The following is a 21,780-nucleotide window of genomic DNA, read 5'->3' on the forward strand; positions in this document are numbered from 1 at the left end:
AGTAGATACTGAGATTCCATGCGGATCAAGTTCAGCATGACACTTGCTATTGTATTTCGAATAAAAACACATTTCGTCATACTGAACTTATTTCAGTATCTAACTTGACAAATTGGGATCAGCACAACCTACTCCTCAAAAGCCCAGTCAATGCCTGTTTTCATATCTTTAACAATTACTCCCTGGGACTTAAGCAATGCTCTGAGTTCATCTACCTTGTCATAATTCTTGGCTTCTTTGGCATCTTTATAGTCTTTCAGGATGACCTCAAGCAGATTCTCTGAGGACAAGCTTGATTCTAGTTTTAATCCTAGAATATCTTCCGCGAAAGAAATAAAGGTAGATTTCATACGCTCAAAAGTCTCTTGACCGATCTCTTCAAATTTGAGTTGACCGGCCTGAATGGAATTCACCTTCTTTACCAGGTTAAACAGGTGTCCGATGGTAAGTGCGGTGTTGAAATCGTCGTTCATGGCATGATAGCAGTTGTCACAGATTTTATTGATCTGATCCGCCTGCTTCTGATTGATTTCCGCCTGTATCCCTTCTGGAAATTTATAATTTTTAATCAGTCGCAATCCATTGGCCAATTTCATGTAGCCTTTTTGAGCAGCGTTCAATGCTTCATTAGAAAAGTCCAGAGTGCTGGCATAATGCGACTGCAGCATGAAAAAGCGGATGGTCATTGGGCTGAAGCCTCTTTCTAGTAATTCATGATTTCCGGAGATCAACTGATGTGGCAAGAAGGAGTTGCCTAGCGACTTACTCATCTTAGTGCCGTTTACGGTCAGCATATTGGTATGCATCCAGTATTTGGCTCCTTCTTTTCCTTTGGAGCCGGCATTCTGAGCAATCTCACATTCGTGGTGCGGGAATTTCAAGTCCATACCACCACCATGGATGTCAAACTCTTCACCCAGATATTTGGTACTCATCACAGAGCACTCCAGGTGCCAACCCGGGAAGCCGTCACTCCATTTGGTCTTCCAGCGCATGATGTGTTCTGGCGCGGCTTTTTTCCATAGGGCAAAGTCTAAAGGATTTCGTTTATCTGAGCTTCCATCTAGTTCACGAGTCTGATTCAGAAGATCTTCTGTCTTACGACCACTCAGTTTACCATAGTCAAACTTATCGCTGTATTTATTGATGTCGAAATACACAGACCCGTTGGATTCATAAGCGTATCCATTGTCTACCAGCTCCTGGATCATGTCCAGCTGCTCCATCAAATGACCTGTAGCTGTGGGCTCAATATCCGGAGGCAACAGGTTAAAGGTCTCCATCACTTTGTGGAAGTCATTGGTGTACTTCTGTACAATCTCCATTGGTTCTAAAGCTTCCAGTTTCGCTTTCTTGGATATTTTGTCCTCACCAGTATCTGACAAGTGACCCACATCTGTGATATTACGCACATAGCGCACTTTATAGCCCAGAAACTGCAGGTATCTGTAAATCACATCAAAAGACATGAAGGTGCGCACATTGCCGAGATGAACATCACTATACACTGTAGGTCCACACACATACATTCCCACATGAGGTGGATTCAGTGGTTCGAATACTTCTTTTTCTCTGGTCAGTGAGTTTACAACTCGGAGTTTTCCGATCATCAGTTCTTTTTTATAAATCCTTAGTTATGACGAACTTGGCTTCAAATAGTTTGTTCAAACCGCAATTTGAATTGACTATTTTTTCTTTTAGCTTTGCATTGCAAATATAGAATTAAGGTTCGAGGGGACGCAAGTCCCCTCTTTTTATTCATAATAAAATGGTTGCAGGAAGGAAGATAGAGGAAGAGGTACATCAAATGGTCGAAGAAATCATCTCGGATGACCCGTCACTCTTTATTGTGAAAGTCATTCTGAAAGGCAACCAGGGGAACCAAAAGCTAATTGTGCTGCTTGATGGGGATGAGGGCATCACCATTGATAAATGCAGCAAGGTGAGTAGAAGACTCTCCGAATGGTTAGAAGAGCAAGATTTGGTAGACGGGAAGTATTTTTTGGAAGTCTCGTCGGCAGGTCTTGATTTTCCACTACAGTCAATCAGACAGTACCGCAAAAACATTGGCAGATCATTGAAAATAGATCTGGAAAACGGTGAGTCTGTGACTGGTGAGTTAAAAGAAGTGAATGAGGATCAGATTAAGTTGGAGGAGAAGCTAAAGAAGGAAGTACTCAATCACGAAGTAAAAGTAAGTGACATTAAAAAATCGATGGTATTAGTTTCATTCAAATAGACAATGGATACTGGAATTTTAATTGATTCGTTTGCGGATTTTGCCAGAGGCAAAAACATTGATCGACCTACTATGATCAGGATTCTGGAGGATGTTTTCAGAACCATGATCCGCAAGAAGTATAAGACTGATGATAACTTTGACATTATCATCAACACCGACAAAGGTGACCTTGAGATCTGGAGATTTAGAGAGATCGTAGATGATAACTCGGAAGATATCTGGGACCATGACAAAATCAGTTTGTCTGAAGCTAGAGAAATAGAGCCCGACTTTGAAATAGGAGAGGAAGTCTCTGAAGAGATTAAGCTAGAAGATTTCGGTAGAAGAGCCGTGATGACGGCCCGACAAACCCTGATTCAAAAAATAAAGGATCTGGAGAAGGATATTCTCTTCCAGAAGTACAAAGACCTTGTTGGTGAAATCATCACTGGTGAAGTGTACCAAACTCTTAGCCGAGAAATTTTGTTGATTGATGCGGAAGGGAATGAGCTGAATTTGCCGAAGGGCGAGCAGATTTCTAAAGACAGATACCGCAAAGGTGACTCTGTACGGGCTATTGTGCACCGTGTGGAGATGGTTAATGGAAACCCAAAAATCATTCTTTCAAGAACCTCACCTACTTTCCTGGAGCGTTTGTTTGAAAGTGAAGTGCCAGAAGTCTACGATGGTTTGATCACGATCAAAAATGTGGTGCGTGAACCAGGTGAGCGAGCTAAGGTGGCTGTAGAATCCTATGATGATCGCATTGATCCGGTTGGAGCATGTGTTGGTATGAAAGGTTCCAGAATTCACTCCATCGTACGTGAGTTGCAGAATGAGAACATTGATGTGATCAACTTCACTGACAACATGGAGCTGTTCATTGCTCGTGCTCTGAGCCCCGCCAAAATCACTAGTATGGTGATAAGTGAGGAAAAAGATCGTGTATCTGTATATCTGAAACCAGATCAGGTATCTTTGGCGATCGGAAAGGGTGGTCAAAACATTAAATTGGCTTCTCGTTTGGTAGGTTTGGAGATCGATGTGTTCAGAGAGTTGGATGAAACTCAAGAAGAAGATGTGGATATCGACGAATTCTCTGATGAAATCGAAAGCTGGGTAATTGATGAATTGAAGAAAATTGGTTTGGATACCGCTAAAAGCGTATTGAAGCTTTCTTTAGAAGAGTTGGTCAGAAGAACTGATTTAGAAGAAGAGACTGTTCAGAACGTACTGAACATCTTCAAACAGGAATTTGAATAATAGGCTAATAATAATATAAGTATTAGTAACAGTAATATATGGCAGAAGAAAAAACGTATAGACTTAGTCAAGTAGCGAGAAAACTCAACGTTGGTCGCGGAACAATCCTCGATTTCCTTTCTGATAAGGGTTTTGAGGTGGATAGTAGTCCGAATTCCAAGATCACACAAGAGCAGTTTTCCTTGCTTTCCAGGGAATTTGCATCTTCTGCCATGGAAAAAGAAGAGGCCTCTGGTTTGACTATTGGTACCAAGCATTCTGATAACATGGTCATCAAGGCCAATGAAGAGCAGGAAAAGTCGTCTGATGATGAAGAAGAGATTCTTATCAAGGACAACAGTGCCAAGCAGAATGCTAAAAAAGAAGAGGCTGAAGATGCCGAAAAGATCATCGGCAGGGCCAAGCTAGAAGGTCCTAAGGTGGTTGGTAAAATAGACCTCAATCCAACAAAGAAAGAAGAGCCTAAAAAGGAGGAGCCAAAGCCGGAAGAGCCTAAGAAAGAAGAGGCTCCAAAAGTTGAAGAAAAGAAGGAAGAGGCGCCCAAAGTAGAGGAAAAACCTAAAGCGGAGGAGAAAAAAGAAGAGCCTAAGGTAGAGGAGAAGAAAGAAGAGCCTAAGAAAGAGGTAGCAGAGGCACCTAAGGCCGAAGAGAAGATAGCTGACGAGCCTAAAAAAGAAGAACCGAAGAAAGAAGAACCTAAAAAGGCTGAAGAGAAGCCTGCTGATCAGAAAATAGAAGCGAAAGCAGACTCACTGAAAGGGCTTACTGTATTGGGCAAAATAGAGCTGCCTGAGAAGAAAAAGGCCAAGCCAGTGGCTAGTTCAGATGAGAACAAGGATCGCAAGAAGAAGCGACCTAGAAAACGAATCAACAGTCCGGGTGACAATCAAAACCGCGGCGGAGGAGGCCGAGGTGGAGATCGACCTAACAGAGGCGGAGGCGGAAGACGCGATACGCGTAAGACCGAGGAGCTTTCTGACAAAGAGATTCAGGATAAAATTAAAGCCACTCTGGCCAAACTCTCTGGAGGTAAAAACACCGGAGGAACTGGAAGAGCCAAGTATCGAAAAGATAAGCGAACCGCTAAAGCAGAGGCCGAAGAAGAAAGGCTGATGCAAGAGCAGGAAGAGGCTAAAAAGCTAAAAGTGACCGAGTACATCTCGGCTAGTGACCTGGCATCCTTGATGGGCGTATCGGTGAATGATGTGATTTCTACATGCATGTCACTGGGTATGTTCGTATCGATCAACCAAAGATTGGATGCAGAGTCCATTACCGTAATTGCCGATGAGTTTGGCTATGAGGTAGAGTTCACCTCTGAAGATGACGAGGTAGAAGTAGAAGAAATCGAGGACAGCCCGGAAGATCTGGAAGATAGAGCTCCGATTGTGACGATCATGGGTCACGTAGACCATGGTAAGACATCACTTCTCGACTTTATTAGAGATTCTAAAGTAACCGAAGGTGAAGCTGGAGGGATCACACAGCACATTGGTGCTTATGATGTGACTACTGAGAATGGCAAACGAATTGCCTTCCTTGATACTCCGGGTCACGAAGCGTTTACGGCGATGCGTGCTCGTGGTGCAAAGATCACAGATATAGCGATTATCGTAGTGGCTGCAGATGATGCGGTGATGCCACAAACCAAAGAGGCGATTAACCACGCTCAGGTAGCTGGAGTACCTATTGTTATTGCGATTAACAAAGTGGATAAGCCAAACGCTAATCCTGATAAAATCAAAGAGGAGCTCTCCGGAATCAATATTTTAGTTGAGGACTGGGGTGGTAAATACCAATGCCAGCACGTTTCTGCAAAAACGGGTGAAGGAATAGATGAGCTGTTGGAGAAGGTATTGCTGGAAGCAGAACTTTTGGAATTGAAAGCTAATGCTGACAAACCGGCAGTTGGTTCGGTGATTGAAGCGACGCTTGATAAAGGTCGTGGATATGTGACTACACTGATGGTACAGGCAGGTACTATGAAAGTTGGAGATGTGGTATTGGCCGGTTCCAACTATGGTAAGGTGAAAGCGATGTTTGATCATCGTGGAAATAAAATGAAAACGGTAGGCCCATCTACACCAGTATTGATGCTTGGTTTGGATGGAGCACCACAGGCCGGTGACCGGTTCAATGTGATGGAGTCTGACCGTGAGGCACGTGAGATTGCCACCAAGCGAGAGCAAATCCAACGTGAACAGTCTATCAGAACCAAGAAACACATTACGCTTGATGAGATTGGTAGACGTTTGGCTATCGGAAGTTTCAAAGAACTTAACGTTATTGTAAAAGGTGACGTGGATGGTTCTATTGAGGCACTTTCTGATTCCTTGCTGAAACTCTCTACTGAAGAAGTTCAGGTAAACATCATTCACAAAGCAGTAGGTCAGATTTCTGAGTCTGACGTATTGTTGGCCTCAGCCTCTGATGCGGTGATCATTGGTTTCCAGGTACGTCCTTCTGCGCAGGCACGAAGAACGGCTGAAAACGAAGAGATCGAGATCAGGTTGTACTCAATCATCTACGATGCGATCAACGATGTGAAAGATGCCATGGAAGGTATGCTAGAGCCAACTACAGAAGAAGTGATCACCGGAAACATAGAAGTTCGAGAAGTCTTTAAAATTTCCAAAGTGGGAACTGTAGCTGGTTGTTACGTGACTGAGGGTACCGTAAAACGCTCCAACAAAGTGCGGTTGATCAGAGATGGTATCGTGGTTTATGAAGGTGAAATCAATCAGTTGAAGCGATTCAAAGAGGATGTAGCTGAAGTGAAGAATGGTTACGAATGTGGTGTATCCATTAAAAATTTCAATGACATCAAAGTTGGAGATATCATTGAAGGGTTCACTGAAAAAGAAGTAAAGAGAACGTTGTAAGAGTTCGATTAACGCATAATTCATCAAAAGCAGGTCTATCTGACCTGCTTTTTTTGTTTCAATAGATTGGTATTGATAAATTCGAGAATCTCACAGTAGACCACTTACCCCATAGCCAGTGACTAGAGTTGCTTTGTTTTTGTATGGTATGATCTTGCTAGCCTCGCCAGCAAAAGCCCAAACCGACCAATACATTTATTACGACCTCAGTGATGCTGTGGATAATGAAGTCATCAAAGGCGTCATCAAAGATCAGAATGGCTTTATCTGGTTTGCTACCGATCAGGGCGTGCTCAAATATGATGGAAAGTCCACACAGCTTTTTCGTGAGGGGTTGCAAAGTGCCTACACGAAGAACTTTCTTACCACTTCTGACAATCGACTGTTGGTCATCAATGACCTGGGTATTCGGGAGATTGTGGAGGAAGATAGCTTGCTATTTGCTCCATTCCAGTGGGGCGGTACTCAGTACAACGAACCTTTGGGTTACCCGAAGAGTATCTTTCAAGATCGAAATGGAAATATTTGGATCGGGGAATACAATGCCTTACTTAGGATCAACAGTGAAGGGTACAAGCGGTTTGAGCTTGGACAGCCCTATCAGTCTATTAGTTACCACCGTACGTTTAGTTTTAAAGAAGATGCATTTGGCACTTTGTGGATAGCTCCATTTAAAGGGTCTTTGCTGAAATATGACCCTGATGCAGATGAAGTGCTACCTGTCGACATCAACCTGCCAGTAACAGAGGTAACCGGTATCAGCGTCCTCAGGGGAGATTATATCTTGATAGGAGGAAAGGAAGGACTGTTTCAGCTAAAGGTGGATAGCGATCAACAAATCCTTTCTGAGCAGTTTTATTCGGAAGTAAAAAATATTTCAGCCCTGCAGTCGGCTCGAGAGCAACTCTTCATCGGTACCTGGGACAGTGGCCTTAAGGTCTTTGATTTTGAACGCAAACGATTTGGATCTATAGAAGAAGTGGACTTTAACGATGTAGTCGACTTTTACTATGACCGCTCGGTACCAGAGATTTGGGTAGTTGGTAGCGAAAATGTTGGATTGATTTCGTTTTCTGTGATTCACTCGTTTCAAAGCGTTGGAAAATCACGAGTAGAGTCTGTGACCAATGTTGGAGATGAAATATACTATTCTATTGGTCAGGAGTTGAAGAAGTTTACCTGGGACAACACTGGCCCTGGGGTTTCCATCATTTCTTCGAAGACCAACTACTTCGATCGTATCCAGGCAGACAGTGGCGCAGTTTGGATAGGTGATAGCTTTGGTGCCATCATGTGCTATGATCTGAAGAATGAAGAATTGTTAAATATCAAGGATAGCACTGGGTCATCTATTAAATATGTGACCATAGATCGACAAGGCAATAAATGGTTTGCCGGGGATAGCGAGCATCTCATTCGAATAGGGAAAGGGCAAAAGAGTATGAAATACTATCCCTTGAAGTCTTCAAACATTGTCCGACAAGCGCCAGATGGGCAAATCTATGTAGGTTGTTGGGGAGCCAATGGGTTATTTCGATTCTTACCATCAGAAGATAAGTTTGATGCAATTACCTTGGAGCTAGATTTTGATTTGGAGGATCAACTTTCGGTTGAAGATATAGCCATTGATCCATCAAATGGATTGTGGCTAGCTACTAATCATGGATTACTTACAGGTAAAGATGGGTCGTTCAAAAGGGTCCGTGTACCTAATCTGGAGGAAGACGTACAGCTAAAAGCCGTGGCTATCAAGGAGGATATTGTATGGATTTCAGGAGACTTTGGGGTGGTGGCATACGATGGTAAGGATGCCATTCTGTTCAACACCAAAAATGGACTTCCATCTAAGCTGCTGAACTGGCGAGGACTGAAGCCCTATAAAGAAGGAGTATTAATCTCATCAGCCAAGGGTCTGGTCATGGCTAAGTCTGATTTGGTGAAGTTCGAAAAGACACCTTCACCAGTGATTTTGAGTATTTCGGTTGATGGGCAGGCAATCACTTCGGAGAGCGATCTGTCGGTAGCTTATAAGGGAGCTTTGCAGGTGGAATATACCACACTGACTTATCCAGGTAAGCAAGTTATCTATCAATCACGTTTGATAGGGTTAAACGACGACTGGTCCGATCCGACCAGCAATAGACAGGTTTCCTATCTGGGGTTTTCTGAGGGAAACTATCAGTTGGAGGTTCGCTCAAGAGAGATCGGTGCACTTTGGAGTGATCCGGTCATTTTGACGTTTACCGTGCCTAAACCCTGGTTCCAAACCTGGTGGGCTTATGTCATGTTTACTGTCGCTACTGTTATAGCGGTAACAGTTGTAGTGAGAGTGTATAACTACAGTCTCATTTTGCAGAAGCGCCGCTTCCGCAAAATCATCGAAGAGCGTACTCAGCAGATCAATGAGCAGAAAAATGAAATCATCAGCCAGAAAAATCACATTATTCAGCAGAAGGAAGAATTGCTTGCAAAAACGGAAGCAGTTCACAAATCACAGCAGGCTTTGACAGAAGCAGACGTTAATTTTCTGCATCTAAAAGAAAAACAGCTCAAAGATCAAATCGAATATCGAGATAAACAGATCACCACACAGTCGCTTAACCTGATCCAGAAAAACGAGGCTTTAAAGTCAGTAAAAGATAAACTGGAAGAATTGATAAAATCTCATCAACGAGTGTCAGGTCAGGATATTAGAAAGGCGTTGAAACTTATCGATGACAGTTTCAAACAAGATAAAGACTGGGATGATTTCAAACTTTATTTTGAGCAGATCTACACAGGATTTTATGCCAAGCTAAAAGTTAATTGCCCGGCATTGACCACACAGGAGCTGAGACACTGTGCGCTGATCCGGCTTAACTTATCAGTCAATGAATGTGCTACTATCTTGGGGATTTCCCCGGATAGTGTTAAAGTGTCCAGATCAAGAATTAGGAAGAAACTGGAGCTCGAACAAGGCCAAAACCTCACTGATTTTATTCTTTCTATTTAAGTAAAAAGGTTAACAAAAGGTTAACCACCAAAAAACCTGTGAAACTTTATTCTTCCTTTAAAAATTATATTTGTTAACTCTTTGTTAACCCCTTGTTTTCAATCAAAATAGGTCTTCTAGTACCCTCAACGCATTTTTTAAGGGTGCTTATAGTACAATTGACAATCCTTTTTTCCATCCTTCTTGATAACTAATTGTGGTGGGTTAACCCATCAATCAATTCTTCTTACGGGTCAATTTGGTTGCTGGATATTGAAAAAAGCGCAATAAACCAGCTGATTACTGGCTGCTATTTATCGATTATCCAAAAAAGACAATCAATCAATAAAATTATTTTAAGTATGAAGAAGTTAAATGAAATTTTAGGAAAGCTAATCATGGTATTTGCTGTGATTTTTGCAATGTCAGCTTGTGACACAGCTGATGACGTAACAGATGAGATCGATGACATCATCAACGAAGGTCCATCACTAGATGATGGGTACTATATCGTGGGAAGTGCCATCAGTGCAGATACCACAGATGCCAACATGCTAGTGTCGGGTCAGGTGAACGGTCCTGATTTTGGAGCACAAGACAGAAGTGGATTTTTCGAGGCTTATGTGTACATGGGTTCTGGGGATTTCTCCTTTATGAAAGTTGCGGGTGAAGAAATCACCGAATTTGGAGGTAGCTATGAAGAAGTAGTGGATGGCGATCCAGCCGAACTCAACATTTACGTTGGTGCTTACTCAGACGGAGGTAGTGCTTCTGCGCCTTTTGATGGTTTGGTGCATGTGATGATCGATGAAACTACCGGTCAATTTGTAATCATTCCGGTTCACTACTGGGAGATTATTGGTGGTGCTACCGAAGGTGGCTGGGGCTCCGGTCAGGAAATAGCGCTAAAATCTGCTTCTGCTGACGAAGTAGTATTCGAAGGAACCAAAATCGTGTTGAGAGAAGGCGACTTCAAATTCAGATTTGACGGTAACTGGAGCATGAATCTTGAAGAAGGAGACTGTGATGTAGCCGAAACTGCATGTCTGAACTACTTCACCAACTTCGGTGGAACAGTGGATGAATTAGTACATGGTGGAGGTAACATCGTATTTGATGGAACTGAAGGTGAGTACACCATCACTATTACGTACAAGCCTGGAGAAGGAAACAGTATCACTGCTAAATTGGAAAGAACTGGAGATGTAGAGCCACTTCCAGAGTACCCTGATGAACTGTATATGGTTGGTGCTACCATCGGTGGATGGGATTGGGAAGCTAACGGTATTCAGATGATCCCAGTGCATAGCAACCCGCACCTTTTCTGGAGAATAGTATGGATGGATGCAGATGCTGCGGATCCGGGTGTGAAATTCGCTCCTCAACCAGAGTGGAATGGTGATTTCGGTATCTCAGGAGAAGCTACTGATGGCGTATTCGCTAAAGGATCAGATAACGTTCCTGCACCAGCTGCATCTGGTTACTACACAATTGTGGTGAACCTTGAAGCAGAGACTGTTGAGGTAAACGCTCCTATGGTTTATGGAATTGGTGATGCATTTGGCGGCTGGGATGCAGCTACAGAAGCGTTCCTTTTCACAGTTGATAATGACAACATGGTATTAAACTCAATGGCATTTGTAGCCGACGCTGAGCTTAGAATACACGTTACAGCATCTACAATGACCAAGTCCGAAAGCACTGACGCCGTTGATTGGTGGCAAGCAGAGTTTGTTCCTATCGATGGTACAATCGAATACCGTGGAACAGGCGGAGATCAGGCAAGAACCAACGTTACTACTGGTCAGACCGTTTCGCTTAACTTCAAAGATGGTACTGCTACCATTCAGTAAGACTAAATAAATCTCTATGGATTGCCTCTATTCTGAGGCAATCCTCCTTTTAAGAAGAAGTTTCTAGAATACTCAGGAAAATGCTTAGAAACCTACTAGTGTTAATAGGTCTGTTTGGGTCTGTGTGCTATGCTACTGCCCAAAAAGTAGACATCAAACCAACCATCAGTCCCACTTTTTTTTCTCCAGATGAGGAGATCACTATCACTTATGATGTGACTGGGACTAATCTGGCAGGTTTGAGCGAAACATGGCTATGGCTTTGGTTGCCAGAACTGGCCGATGTGGATGTGCCATCCAATGTAAATCCAGCGAGTTCCGATCCTGGAAAAACGGATAAAGCCAAATTCACTAAAAGCAATGATGCCGGCCGAACTTACTTTTCGATTAGCCTCACGTTAACAGACTTCACCAATAAATCTGCTGCTGAGATTACAAAAGTAGGAATGCTCATCAAAGGTGATGATTGGGGTGACGGTCAATCAGAAGACTATGTTTATGAAATCCAGGATGGGTTTAGCTGGTTGATCAATTCTCCCTCATCGGGATATTCCTTTTACAATGAAGGTGATGAGGTAGTTTTTGATATTGATCTGTCCGAAAGCGCATCAGTTAGTCTCACTCTTGATGGGAACGAAGTTTTCAGTGCTGATGCTACCAATGAGATTGCTTACACCCATCAGGTGATTTCGGATGGACTGGTACATCAATTGGTAGTGAGTGCAAGTAATAGTTCAGAGACTCTTACCTACCTGCATTCATATACCACATCTCCAGAGGTACAAGAGGCCACGTTGCCCGACGGTAAGGTCAATGGAGTGAATCACGACTCTAATACTTCAGTGACTCTGGTGCTGACAGCACCTAATAAAGACAATGTCTTTGTCATTGGTGATTTCAACGATTGGTCGCTGGACACTGACTACCTTATGAAAAAAGATGGAGACAAGTTTTGGTTAGAAATAACTGGTCTTGAGGCGGGTACCGAATACATCTATCAGTACCTAATCGATGGAGAACTTGTTATTGCTGATCCTTATTCAGAGAAAGTAAGCTCGATATATGATGACGGAGAGATCATTGCCGAGAATCGTTATCCTGGATTGAAACCACATCCAAGTGACAAAACATCCAAAGAAGCTTCATTTCTGATGGTAGGTATGCCTGAGTATGAGTGGACGGTCACTGATTTTCAGGCTCCGGCCAAAGAAGATTTGGTTATCTATGAACTTTTAGTACGAGATTTTTCAGAAGACAGAAATTACCGTGCAGTCATCGATAAACTGGACTACCTGGATTCTCTTGGGATCAATGCCATTGAGTTGCTACCCGTCACAGAGTTTGAGGGTAACCTCAGCTGGGGGTATAATCCATCTTACATGCTGGCTCAAGATAAATACTATGGGACGGAAGATGAGCTCAGAGAGCTTATTGATAAAGCTCATGAGCATGGCATTGCCATTATTTTTGACATGGTGCTCAATCACCAGTTTGGTAGAAGTCCCCTCGTCGGGATGGAAGCCAGTGGTGAGTTTGGACCACCCACTTCCGCTAATGTCTGGTTCAACACCTCGCCCAAACACGACTACAATGTAGGCTACGACATGAATCATGAAAGTGATTACACAGTGGAGTTTGTGGAGCGTGTGGTGAAGTACTGGATCGATGAATACCAAGTAGATGGTTATCGCTTTGACCTGTCTAAAGGCTTTACCCAAAAGAATACCTTGGGAGATGTAGAAGCCTGGGGTAAATATGACGCCAGTCGTGTGGCCATCTGGAAACACATTGCAGACTACATCTGGGCACAGGACCCTGACTCTTATATCATTTTGGAGCACCTCGCAGAAAATAGTGAGGAAAAGGACCTGGCCAACTATGGGATGATGCTTTGGGGCAACATGAACCACACCTATATCCAGGCAGCTGAAGCACGTAGCGTGGACCTGAACTGGTCCTATCACAAAACCAGAGGCTGGGATGAACCTAACCTGGTGGCGTACATGGAGTCTCACGATGAGGAACGGGTCATGTGGGATATCAGCAAGAGATCAGGATATTCCCTCAGAGAAAACCTGGATCGCATTAAACTCAACGCAGCATTCTTCTTCCTAACACCAGGACCAAAGATGTTATGGCAGTTTGGGGAGATGGGCTACGATGAAGAGCTGAACAATGATCGGCTAGGTATCAAGCCAACTCATTGGGAATACATGGAGGATCCGGAGAGATTAAAACTTTTCGCAGCTTTCCAGTCCTTGATCAACCTAAAGACCAAGACGGATCTTCTGGATCCAGAAACCTTTAGCTGGGGAGTGAGCACTTCCTACAAATGGCTCAATTATGACAATGATGGAGTGAAGATTTGTGCGTTTGGAAACTTCAGCGACGAGTCACGATCTGGTGACCCGCATATCCTTGCTACAGGTACCTGGTACGACTACTTCACTGGTGAGACAGTCGAAATCACCGATACTGATGAAAGGACCCTGGGGTCTGGAGAGTTTCAAATACTAACTTCAGAACCTATTGAGAATTACATCAATACCATCCCCTATGAACTAGTGTTAGAGGTGGATGAGACCAGTCAGGGAATGTTGGTTTATCCCAATCCTACCAGGGATCAAATAGCTATTGAAAGCAAATGGAAGTTGCACCATGCATCGCTTAGAGATCTAAGTGGACGCACACTCATGGTTACCAACCAGCCAGTGATGGATTTATCGCAGCTTCAACATGGTCTCTACTTACTAGAAGTGGAGACAAACTCAGGAACATTTACAGAAAAAGTGATAAAAGAATAATCCAATAAGAGTATGAAGAAGAATAATTGGAGAACGAATCACATTAAGTCTTTGCAAACTTCGCTGTTTGTAGTCTTGATGATGATCAGCTCAGTGCTTAGCGCGCAGGAGCGAGTGATTACTGGGAAAGTAACCGACGCAGAAGATGGGTCAGGAATTCCCGGAGCGAATGTTATCGTAAAAGGTACCTCAGATGGTACTACCACCGACTTTGATGGAAATTACCGTTTGTCTGTATCTGACGATGCAGTACTTGTCTTTTCATTTATTGGTTATAAAAGTGTAGAGGAGCCAGTGGGTAATCGATCTACTATCGATGTGGATTTGTCGTTGGATATAGAAGAGCTGCAAGAAGTAGTCGTAGTGGGATATGGTGCCGTCCAAAAGAAGGACGTGACCGGAGTGGTTGCTAAAGTGGATAAGGAAAACTTCAACAATGGAGCCATCACCTCACCTACTGAGCTGCTGGCAGGAAAAGTAGCCGGAGTTTCCATTACTACTGCTGGTGGGATCGGTGGAGCTCCACAGGTTCGAATTCGAGGTACCTCTTCTATTAACGCTAGTTCGGATCCACTTTATGTGATTGATGGTGTGATCATTGACAATGGTGGAACTGCTGGTCAGCGTAATCCACTCAACTTTATCAATACCGAAGATATTGAGAGTATTACGGTCTTAAAAGATGCATCCGCAGCAGCCATTTATGGTTCTCGGGGTGCTAAAGGTGTGATCATTATCAATACCAAGCAAGCTACAGGTGACCCAAGAATCAGCTACGATGGATACTACTCCGTGAGTAATTTCATTGGTGAGCCACAGATCATGAGTGCTAACCAATTTACGTCATTGATCAACTCGAAATACCCACAGTACTCAGAAAACCTGGGAAACACTACTACAGATTGGGTGGATGAAGTGACCCAAACAGCTACAGGGATGAAACATGCCCTTTCACTGTCCAATAACGGCTTGTACATTTCCATGATGCATCATACCCTGAACGGTGTGGTGAGAAAGGATAAGATAGAGCGAAACATCTTCAACCTGAACTACAACAACAAGTTTTTCAATGACGTGGTGAAGTTGAATATTGCTCTGAAGAATGGCTTTACCAAAAACAACTTTGGTAGCAACCAGGTAGGTGCAGCCTATGATTTCAACCCGACTGTGCCTGTCAGAAGTGACTCCAGTATTTTTGGTGGCTACTACGAGCCCAGAGGTATTGGAGAACTTGGTGTACAAAATCCGGTAGCTCAGCAAAACCTGTCTACTAACATCGGTAGATCTTACCGAGGATTGGGTAAAGTAGAAGTGGTCGTAAACATACCGGGTGTAGAGGGACTGTCTGTAACTAACAACATCTCCTATGACGTGACCACTTCCAAAAATCGATTCTTCCAGCCGTTGAACCTTTTTGGTGTGTATGGTAGAGGTTCTCTCACCTACGATGAGGCACTGAAGACGAGTTTGCTGTTTGAGTCCTTCGCCAACTATAAAACAGATTTAGGTTCTCAGAATAACCTGGAGCTTACAGCTGGGTACTCCACACAGACATTCAACTTTGAAAGCACGGCTTTCTTCGCAGATTCTCTAAAGAACGACCTGTATACCTACTATGACATCAGTCAAGCCAAGGAGATTAAATCAGGACAGGGGTATAGTGAGACCAGACAAGAGTCAGTATTTGGTCGAATCAACTATTCGTTCCAAAACAAGTACCTGGTTACGGCTAATTTTCGAGTAGATGGAAGTAGTCAATTCGGTCAGGACAATCGCTATGCCTTCTTCCCTTCATTGGCGCTGGGTTGGAGAGTAATTGATGAATCTTTCGGAGCATTTCTGGAAGGGCCATTTGATGATTTCAAACTGCGTGCAGGCTATGGAAAGCTAGGTAACCAGGAGTTTGGTTCGTACCTATATGAGACCTTTTACTATCCGGGTACCAACGACGCACGCTACCAGTTTGGCAACCAATACGTCACCACACTCAGACCAACAGCTGTAGATCCGGGCATCAAATGGGAACTTACAGAGACTTACAACATTGGGTTGGACTATACCATCTCGGGTGGTCGATTCTACGGTTCATTGGAAGTGTATCAGCGAAATACGGACGACCTGTTATTCAGAACAGTGATTCCAGCCGGGATTAACGTAGGTGATCGGGTGCTTACTAACGTAGGTTCCATGGTCAACAAAGGAGTAGAGTTCGAACTAAGTGCAGTAGCTGTGGACAAACCAAAGTTTAAGTGGAACTTGTCATTCAACGCTTCTCATAACCAAAACGAAGTGACTCGAATCACCGGAGGTAGTGACCAAAGTGGATTCATTCAAGATGGAGGCATTTCAGGAGATGTCGGTCAGACCATACAGATCATAGCTGTTGGTCAGTCACTGAAGACCTTCCATGTGCTGGAGCAAAAGTATGAGAATGGAAAGCCTGTAAACGATCAGGGGCTCAATAGCCGATTGGATATGTATGTGGATCAAAACGATGATGGCATCATCAACGAAAACGATTTGGTTCCGTACAAAAATGCCAATCCGGATTTCGAATTTGGGTTTACTTCCAATGCAACTGCAGGTAATTTCAATCTGAGTTTTACACTGAGAAGTAAAGTGGGCAACTATGTGTACAACAACGTTGCATCGAGCAAAGGATACTTCAACCGAATCAAAGAGTTTGGTCCGAATAATATCCACACCTCGGCGTTCAAAACACTGTTTGAAGACAAACAGCTTCAGTCGAGTTATTATGTGGAAAATGCTTCTTTCTTGAAGTTGGACAACATCACCTTGTCCTACAACATTGATGCATTGGAGTGGGCTAAAATACGCCTGTATGGAACCGCTCAAAACGTGTTGACGGTAACAGGATATAGCGGATTGGATCCGGAAGTAGCTGGAGGTATTGACAATGGCTTGTACCCAAGATCATTGAACCTTATCGGCGGTATTAATATCACTTTTTAATCGACAGGAGCCATGAAAAGAATACTATTATTAATCATACCTTTATATGTAGCGTTTTCTTGTGCCGACCTGGATGTGGCACCGAAAACAGGAACTACAGCGAACAACATCTTTAAAAATGCCGAAGCTTACCGGCAGTACATAGCGAAGATCTATGCTTCACTCTCACTGACCGGACAGGATGGACCGGCAGGACAGGGTGACCTGACCATCATCAATGACGAGGGATTTACTAGCTACATCAGAGCTTATTGGAAAGCACAGGAGCTGCCAACTGATGAAGCGGTTATCGCATGGAATGATGCAGGTATTCAGGATCTGAATACCCAGACCTGGTCTTCAGACAACCAGTTTGTGCGTGTGCTGTACTACCGCATCTTTTACTTGATTTCACTCACAAACGACTTCATGCGCCAGTCTACCGAAGGTGTAATGGATGCCAATGGAGTTCCGGTGGAAGACCGTGAGGAGATCATGCAATATCGAGCAGAAGCCCGGTTTTTAAGAGCACTAGGCTATTGGCATGCGCTGGATTTGTTTAGAAACGTGCCGTTGATCACCACCATTTCTGGTGATTTTCCAGAGCAGTCAAATGCAGAGGGCATTTTCAACTTCATCGAAAGTGAGCTCAACGAAATAGAACCGCTGATGGCCGCCCCTCGTGAAAACGAGTACGGTAGGGCTGATCGTGCAGCGTTGTGGATGCTTCGAGCAAAGCTTTATTTAAATGCGGAAGTCTACACAGGTGAGGATCGTTACTCCGATGTGATAGCAGATTGCAATCAGATCATTAGTGCGGGATATACTATTGAGCCGGAATACAAAGACCTGTTCAATGCGGACAACCATAATTCTGATGAACTTATTTTCACTTTACCAGCTGATGGGGTGAACTCACAGAGCTGGGGATCGACCACATTCCTGGTACACGCCGCTGTTGGTGGAGAGCTGATGGTGCCTGCTGACTATGGAATAGATGGTGGCTGGGAAGGCTTACGGACCACCAAGGTCTTTGTGAGCAAGTTTGCAGATATCACCGGTGCTACAGATACTCGTGCAAACTTTTACTCTGATGGACAGACCCTGGAGATTGAGGACTTAAGAACGTTTACCAACGGCTATGCAGTACCTAAGTACACCAACCTCACAGCAAGTGGAGGAGTAGGAAGTAACACCACACATGTAGATACGGACTATCCGATGTTCCGACTAGGTGATGTTTATTTGATGTATGCTGAAGCGCATTTGCGAGGTGGAGGCGGAGATGCTGGTACTGCACTTGGGTATGTCAATGCTTTGAGAGAGCGGGCATATGGAAATGCCTCTGGTAATATTACCTCTGGTCAGCTGTCATTGGATTTTATTCTTGACGAAAGATCTCGTGAGTTACACTGGGAGGCTACTCGTAGAGTGGACTTAATTAGATTCGGAAGATTTACCGATAGTGGAGTATGGCCTTGGAAAGGTGGAGAAATGGAAGGAACAACCACTGGTTCGTACCTGAATATCTTCCCGATTCCGGCTTTCGAGCTCAATGCCAACCCCAACATGGAGCAGAATCCTGAGTATTAGCGTTTTCTAATACTTCTTCATAACAGGCCCTTTCGGGGGCCTGTTTCATAATTTAATTTGTTTCGATTACCTAACCAAAAAGCAGGCCTGAGTGGTCTGCTTTTTTATGCTTTTGGTTGGATTGCATTTGGTAATGAATAATTGCTCGTTTACCAGTAAGTGATAATTCCTTCAAAGGTAGAAAGGATCTCAACTAACAACTCATCGATAGTCTTAAATACCTAATTCTAGTTTTATTTGTTTTAGGTCAGCAAGCAAATCATCTCGCATTTGCTGAGTATAAATCCTGTAAATATCACCGAGATTTTGATATTCAATGAGTCTTTCAAAATCACGCATTCTTGCTGTCCAGGTCACTCCATCTGTTACAAGGAAAAAATAGGTGTCACTTCTCTTTTCATCAATAATTTTTCGGACATCACCAATTACATCACTTTGCTTACTTCCTGTTGCTCCATAAGCTTTCACCTCAATGACAATGCTCGGATGTTGGGTTGAAGGAATGCAGAAATCAGCTTTTGCGGTACTCAAGCCATTTGCTCCAATGAAGCTTTTTCGAATTTCAAACTTATCAAATACTTGTTGCACTAAAACTTCTACAAAGTCTTCTAAATTCTTGCCTCTTTTTTGTCCCTTAATAGCACTGCCTCTACCCATTTTTAATCGCTCTTGAATAACCTCCTTCCAAGTGTATTTTCTTGAGATTAGAGTATTAATTGCTTTTACCAGACCGTAATTCTCCAAAACCGCCAAATATTCATTAGGATTATTCCTGAATGATATTTTACCATGTCCATACTTGTTGTCAAAAAATAATGCTTTAAGAGTTTCGGTAAATTCATCTTTTGATTGTTCAAGAACCAATCTGAACAATGTAATTCCGGCATCAAAGTTTTTCTCTAATAAGCCTTTAAGATGTTCAGTTGTAACAGATTTCTCGACGTTGAAGTCAGTCAGAAATGTTACGAAAGTTCTAGCAAAATCGTCTTTCCAATCGGTTAATACCTCTCCCAATTTAGGAATCAGTTCATGTTTAGTTTGTTTATGCCTTTGCATTCTTATCCTTGACCAATTATTAGATATTCATTGACTTTCGATCTGGATACTGTTGAATGATTCCCAAAATGATACTTATATGGCTTGGATTTGACCTCTACACTGGATTTATGATTCCTCATGATTGAGGTTAAGGTTTCCAGGTCTGGATAAGCATTGGATGAGTATGATAAAATTAAAGTACTGTCATTGAATTTATCAAACATCTCATCAAATGCTTTTATTGCTGTTTTACGATAGGAAAATGGAGTGAATTTCTTTTTAATCTTCTTGACTTTTGTGTTTTCCATAATCTCCTCTCCATTCCAATATTTTGAAAGACCTTCTAAAAAATGATATCTTTTTATATAGCAATTATCGTCTGAAGGAGGAACATATGGTGGATCTAAGTAAACCAGATCTGGTTTGTACATTTTTTCACTGAAGTCAAAAATATCTAAATTAAAAGTTATGTTTTCCTGATCATTATCAAAAACAACGTTATTGTAAATTGCAACCTGTTCAATGAAATGCTGTTTAATAGTAAGTCTCAAATCACGCCTGCCATCATTGTATTTATCTAAGTTACCGGAAATTGTGAAGACACCTCTAGGTTGTTTTTTTAAACATGATCTGAATAAAGCTGTATATGCCAAGGCTCTTTTATATGGAGATGAAAGGCGAGATATATTATGACTTACTTTGTCTAGGAAGAAAAGATCATCTTTACTGTAAAAGACCTGATTGAAAGTCTTCTGAATAAAGTTATCAGACTTTACATTCTCGTTGAGAAGCATTGAGAGGTCGGTGCTATCTATTATTTCTGATTTATTTTCAATGACGGCCTTTGATATCAATGAGGAGAATTTCAGAAAATCGTTGGAATAAACTCTTTTATTCATTGATTTCAATAAGTAAGAAACAACACTAGAACCTGCAAAGGCGTCAAATGCAGAGTTAAATTCAAGTGAATTCAGCGTCTCATGAATCCATGGGATTAGTTTGTATTTGCTACCCATATATCGCAATAACGGATAGTTATTTATTCTATCTGAGCTGGATCCTTTTTCGAATGATGGTAATATTAGTTGCTCCATTTAATAGACAGATAGTTAAAAATCTATTTGACCCTGACTTGCATTTTTATTTTTGATATATATCGCCTGTTCCTCGGCGACAGAAAAAACTGTCTCAGAGCACTCATATTTCATTGCTTGTTCAATTAAGATATCTGCAACGAAGAGCTCTTTTAGACTTTTGAAGTCAAGTTTGTATAATTCCGATAGCGCTTTGAGCTTCGCAAATGGAAATTTCTTTTTTCCTCTTTCAATTTTACTTACATCGGTGTACGGAAGATTCATTTGCCTTGCAAAAGTATCTTGTGTTTGATGATGTAATTCTCTTTGTTTTCGAAGAAACTCTCCAAATGTTGCCACCTTATCCACTTGATATATTTTGTCTTGCCACTATTTTGGCAAGTTAATTAATTGACAACCGTTAACGATAGCAGATCAGTGAATTTTTTCTTAGAACTCATCTGAAATAATCCAAAATCAAAAAATGAATACTTTATTTAAATTTTGTTCTTTAATATCTTCCAAATGCTGACCTAAAATCGAGAATGATTTGGAGTGTCTCCAGACACGATCAGATTAATTATTTTCTATCATGTCTGTCATTAAGTTTGGAGATCCACTCGGTTAGACTGCCGTGTCTTGAGACACTCGTTTTCATCTAGGTTCTTAAGTGACACTTAAACAACAAATGGCATATAGGTCTAATGTCAAGCTTCTAAATTCTAGTGTCTAATATCTAGCATCTTTAGTCTATCAACCCTTTGACCAAAATCATAGCTAGACCTGACTCATGATATCGGCATCCTCTCCGGAGTTTTTCACCTTTGTTTTGACGTCCAGTCCAAAGGGATTCATTAAATTCAAGTCTCAACTAACCCAAAAATGGACCAACTATCTACAGCTTTTACACTACTAGGTATTGGCATGATTACCGTATTCGTGGTGCTCTCACTAGTAGTCATTACAGGCAATCTTCTCATTCGGTTTGTCAATACGCTCAACGCATCTGATAATCAGGGACCTTCTTTACATGGAGATGATCCAGGGGCTGTTGCTGCCATCACGGCAGCAGTGGAGATAGTGACCCATGGCAAAGGGCGTATCACTAGTATTGAACGTAAAAAATAAAA

General features: G+C 42.4%; 13 protein-coding genes. 9 read left to right on the forward strand and 4 right to left on the reverse strand.

Features of this window, described 5'->3' with window-relative positions:
• Window positions 1-128: 128 nt before the first annotated feature.
• On the reverse strand, window positions 129-1,610 hold the full coding sequence (gene cysS / locus ACO067_RS13475) for a cysteine--tRNA ligase (RefSeq protein WP_421874875.1): 1,482 nt from the start codon (window positions 1,608-1,610) through the stop codon (window positions 129-131).
• Window positions 1,611-1,768: 158 nt separating this feature from the next.
• Here cysS and rimP point away from each other — a divergent pair, with 158 nt between their 5' ends.
• The 8 genes from rimP (at window position 1,769) to ACO067_RS13515 (ending at window position 18,539) form a co-directional block, all read left to right on the forward strand.
• The gene (gene rimP, locus ACO067_RS13480) at window positions 1,769-2,239 is read left to right on the forward strand and encodes a ribosome maturation factor RimP (protein WP_421874876.1); all 471 of its coding nucleotides are present in this window, start codon (window positions 1,769-1,771) and stop codon (window positions 2,237-2,239) included.
• A gap of 3 nt (window positions 2,240-2,242) precedes the next feature.
• Window positions 2,243-3,484 (forward strand): transcription termination factor NusA, encoded by a 1,242-nt coding sequence (gene nusA / locus ACO067_RS13485; protein WP_421874877.1) that lies wholly within the window; start codon window positions 2,243-2,245, stop codon window positions 3,482-3,484.
• 38 nt (window positions 3,485-3,522) lie between these two features.
• A complete protein-coding gene (infB, locus tag ACO067_RS13490) occupies window positions 3,523-6,366 on the forward strand; it encodes a translation initiation factor IF-2 (protein ID WP_421874878.1) in 2,844 nt (947 codons plus the stop codon).
• 118 nt (window positions 6,367-6,484) lie between these two features.
• Complete coding sequence (locus tag ACO067_RS13495; protein ID WP_421874879.1) at window positions 6,485-9,358, forward strand: ligand-binding sensor domain-containing protein; 2,874 nt, start codon at window positions 6,485-6,487, stop codon at window positions 9,356-9,358.
• A 341-nt stretch (window positions 9,359-9,699) separates the two neighbouring features.
• A complete protein-coding gene (locus ACO067_RS13500) occupies window positions 9,700-11,190 on the forward strand; it encodes a SusF/SusE family outer membrane protein (RefSeq protein ID WP_421874880.1) in 1,491 nt (496 codons plus the stop codon).
• 80 nt (window positions 11,191-11,270) lie between these two features.
• The gene (locus ACO067_RS13505; protein WP_421874881.1) at window positions 11,271-13,994 is read left to right on the forward strand and encodes an alpha-amylase family glycosyl hydrolase; all 2,724 of its coding nucleotides are present in this window, start codon (window positions 11,271-11,273) and stop codon (window positions 13,992-13,994) included.
• A 12-nt stretch (window positions 13,995-14,006) separates the two neighbouring features.
• Entirely contained in the window at window positions 14,007-16,967 is a 2,961-nt protein-coding gene (locus ACO067_RS13510; RefSeq protein ID WP_421874882.1) for a SusC/RagA family TonB-linked outer membrane protein, read from the forward strand.
• 12 nt (window positions 16,968-16,979) lie between these two features.
• Window positions 16,980-18,539, forward strand: coding sequence for a RagB/SusD family nutrient uptake outer membrane protein (locus ACO067_RS13515; RefSeq protein WP_421874883.1), 1,560 nt, complete (start codon window positions 16,980-16,982; stop codon window positions 18,537-18,539).
• Window positions 18,540-18,752: 213 nt separating this feature from the next.
• Here ACO067_RS13515 and ACO067_RS13520 read toward each other — a convergent pair whose 3' ends face one another.
• The 3 genes from ACO067_RS13520 to ACO067_RS13530 are packed head-to-tail and all read right to left on the reverse strand — an operon-like array spanning window position 18,753 to window position 21,019.
• Window positions 18,753-19,595, reverse strand: coding sequence for a DpnII family type II restriction endonuclease (locus ACO067_RS13520; RefSeq protein WP_421874884.1), 843 nt, complete (start codon window positions 19,593-19,595; stop codon window positions 18,753-18,755).
• Between the two features lie 2 nt (window positions 19,596-19,597).
• Window positions 19,598-20,671: a DNA adenine methylase gene (locus ACO067_RS13525; RefSeq protein WP_421874885.1), complete on the reverse strand. Its 1,074-nt coding sequence runs from the start codon at window positions 20,669-20,671 to the stop codon at window positions 19,598-19,600.
• A gap of 15 nt (window positions 20,672-20,686) precedes the next feature.
• On the reverse strand, window positions 20,687-21,019 hold the full coding sequence (locus tag ACO067_RS13530; protein WP_421874887.1) for a helix-turn-helix domain-containing protein: 333 nt from the start codon (window positions 21,017-21,019) through the stop codon (window positions 20,687-20,689).
• A gap of 513 nt (window positions 21,020-21,532) precedes the next feature.
• Between ACO067_RS13530 and ACO067_RS13535 the strand changes: the two genes are divergently transcribed.
• Complete coding sequence (locus ACO067_RS13535; protein WP_421874888.1) at window positions 21,533-21,778, forward strand: OadG family protein; 246 nt, start codon at window positions 21,533-21,535, stop codon at window positions 21,776-21,778.
• Window positions 21,779-21,780 lie beyond the last annotated feature (2 nt).

The organism is Marinoscillum sp. (assembly GCF_965229915.1).
In the GTDB taxonomy this organism is placed as follows: Bacteria; Bacteroidota; Bacteroidia; order Cytophagales; family Cyclobacteriaceae; genus Marinoscillum.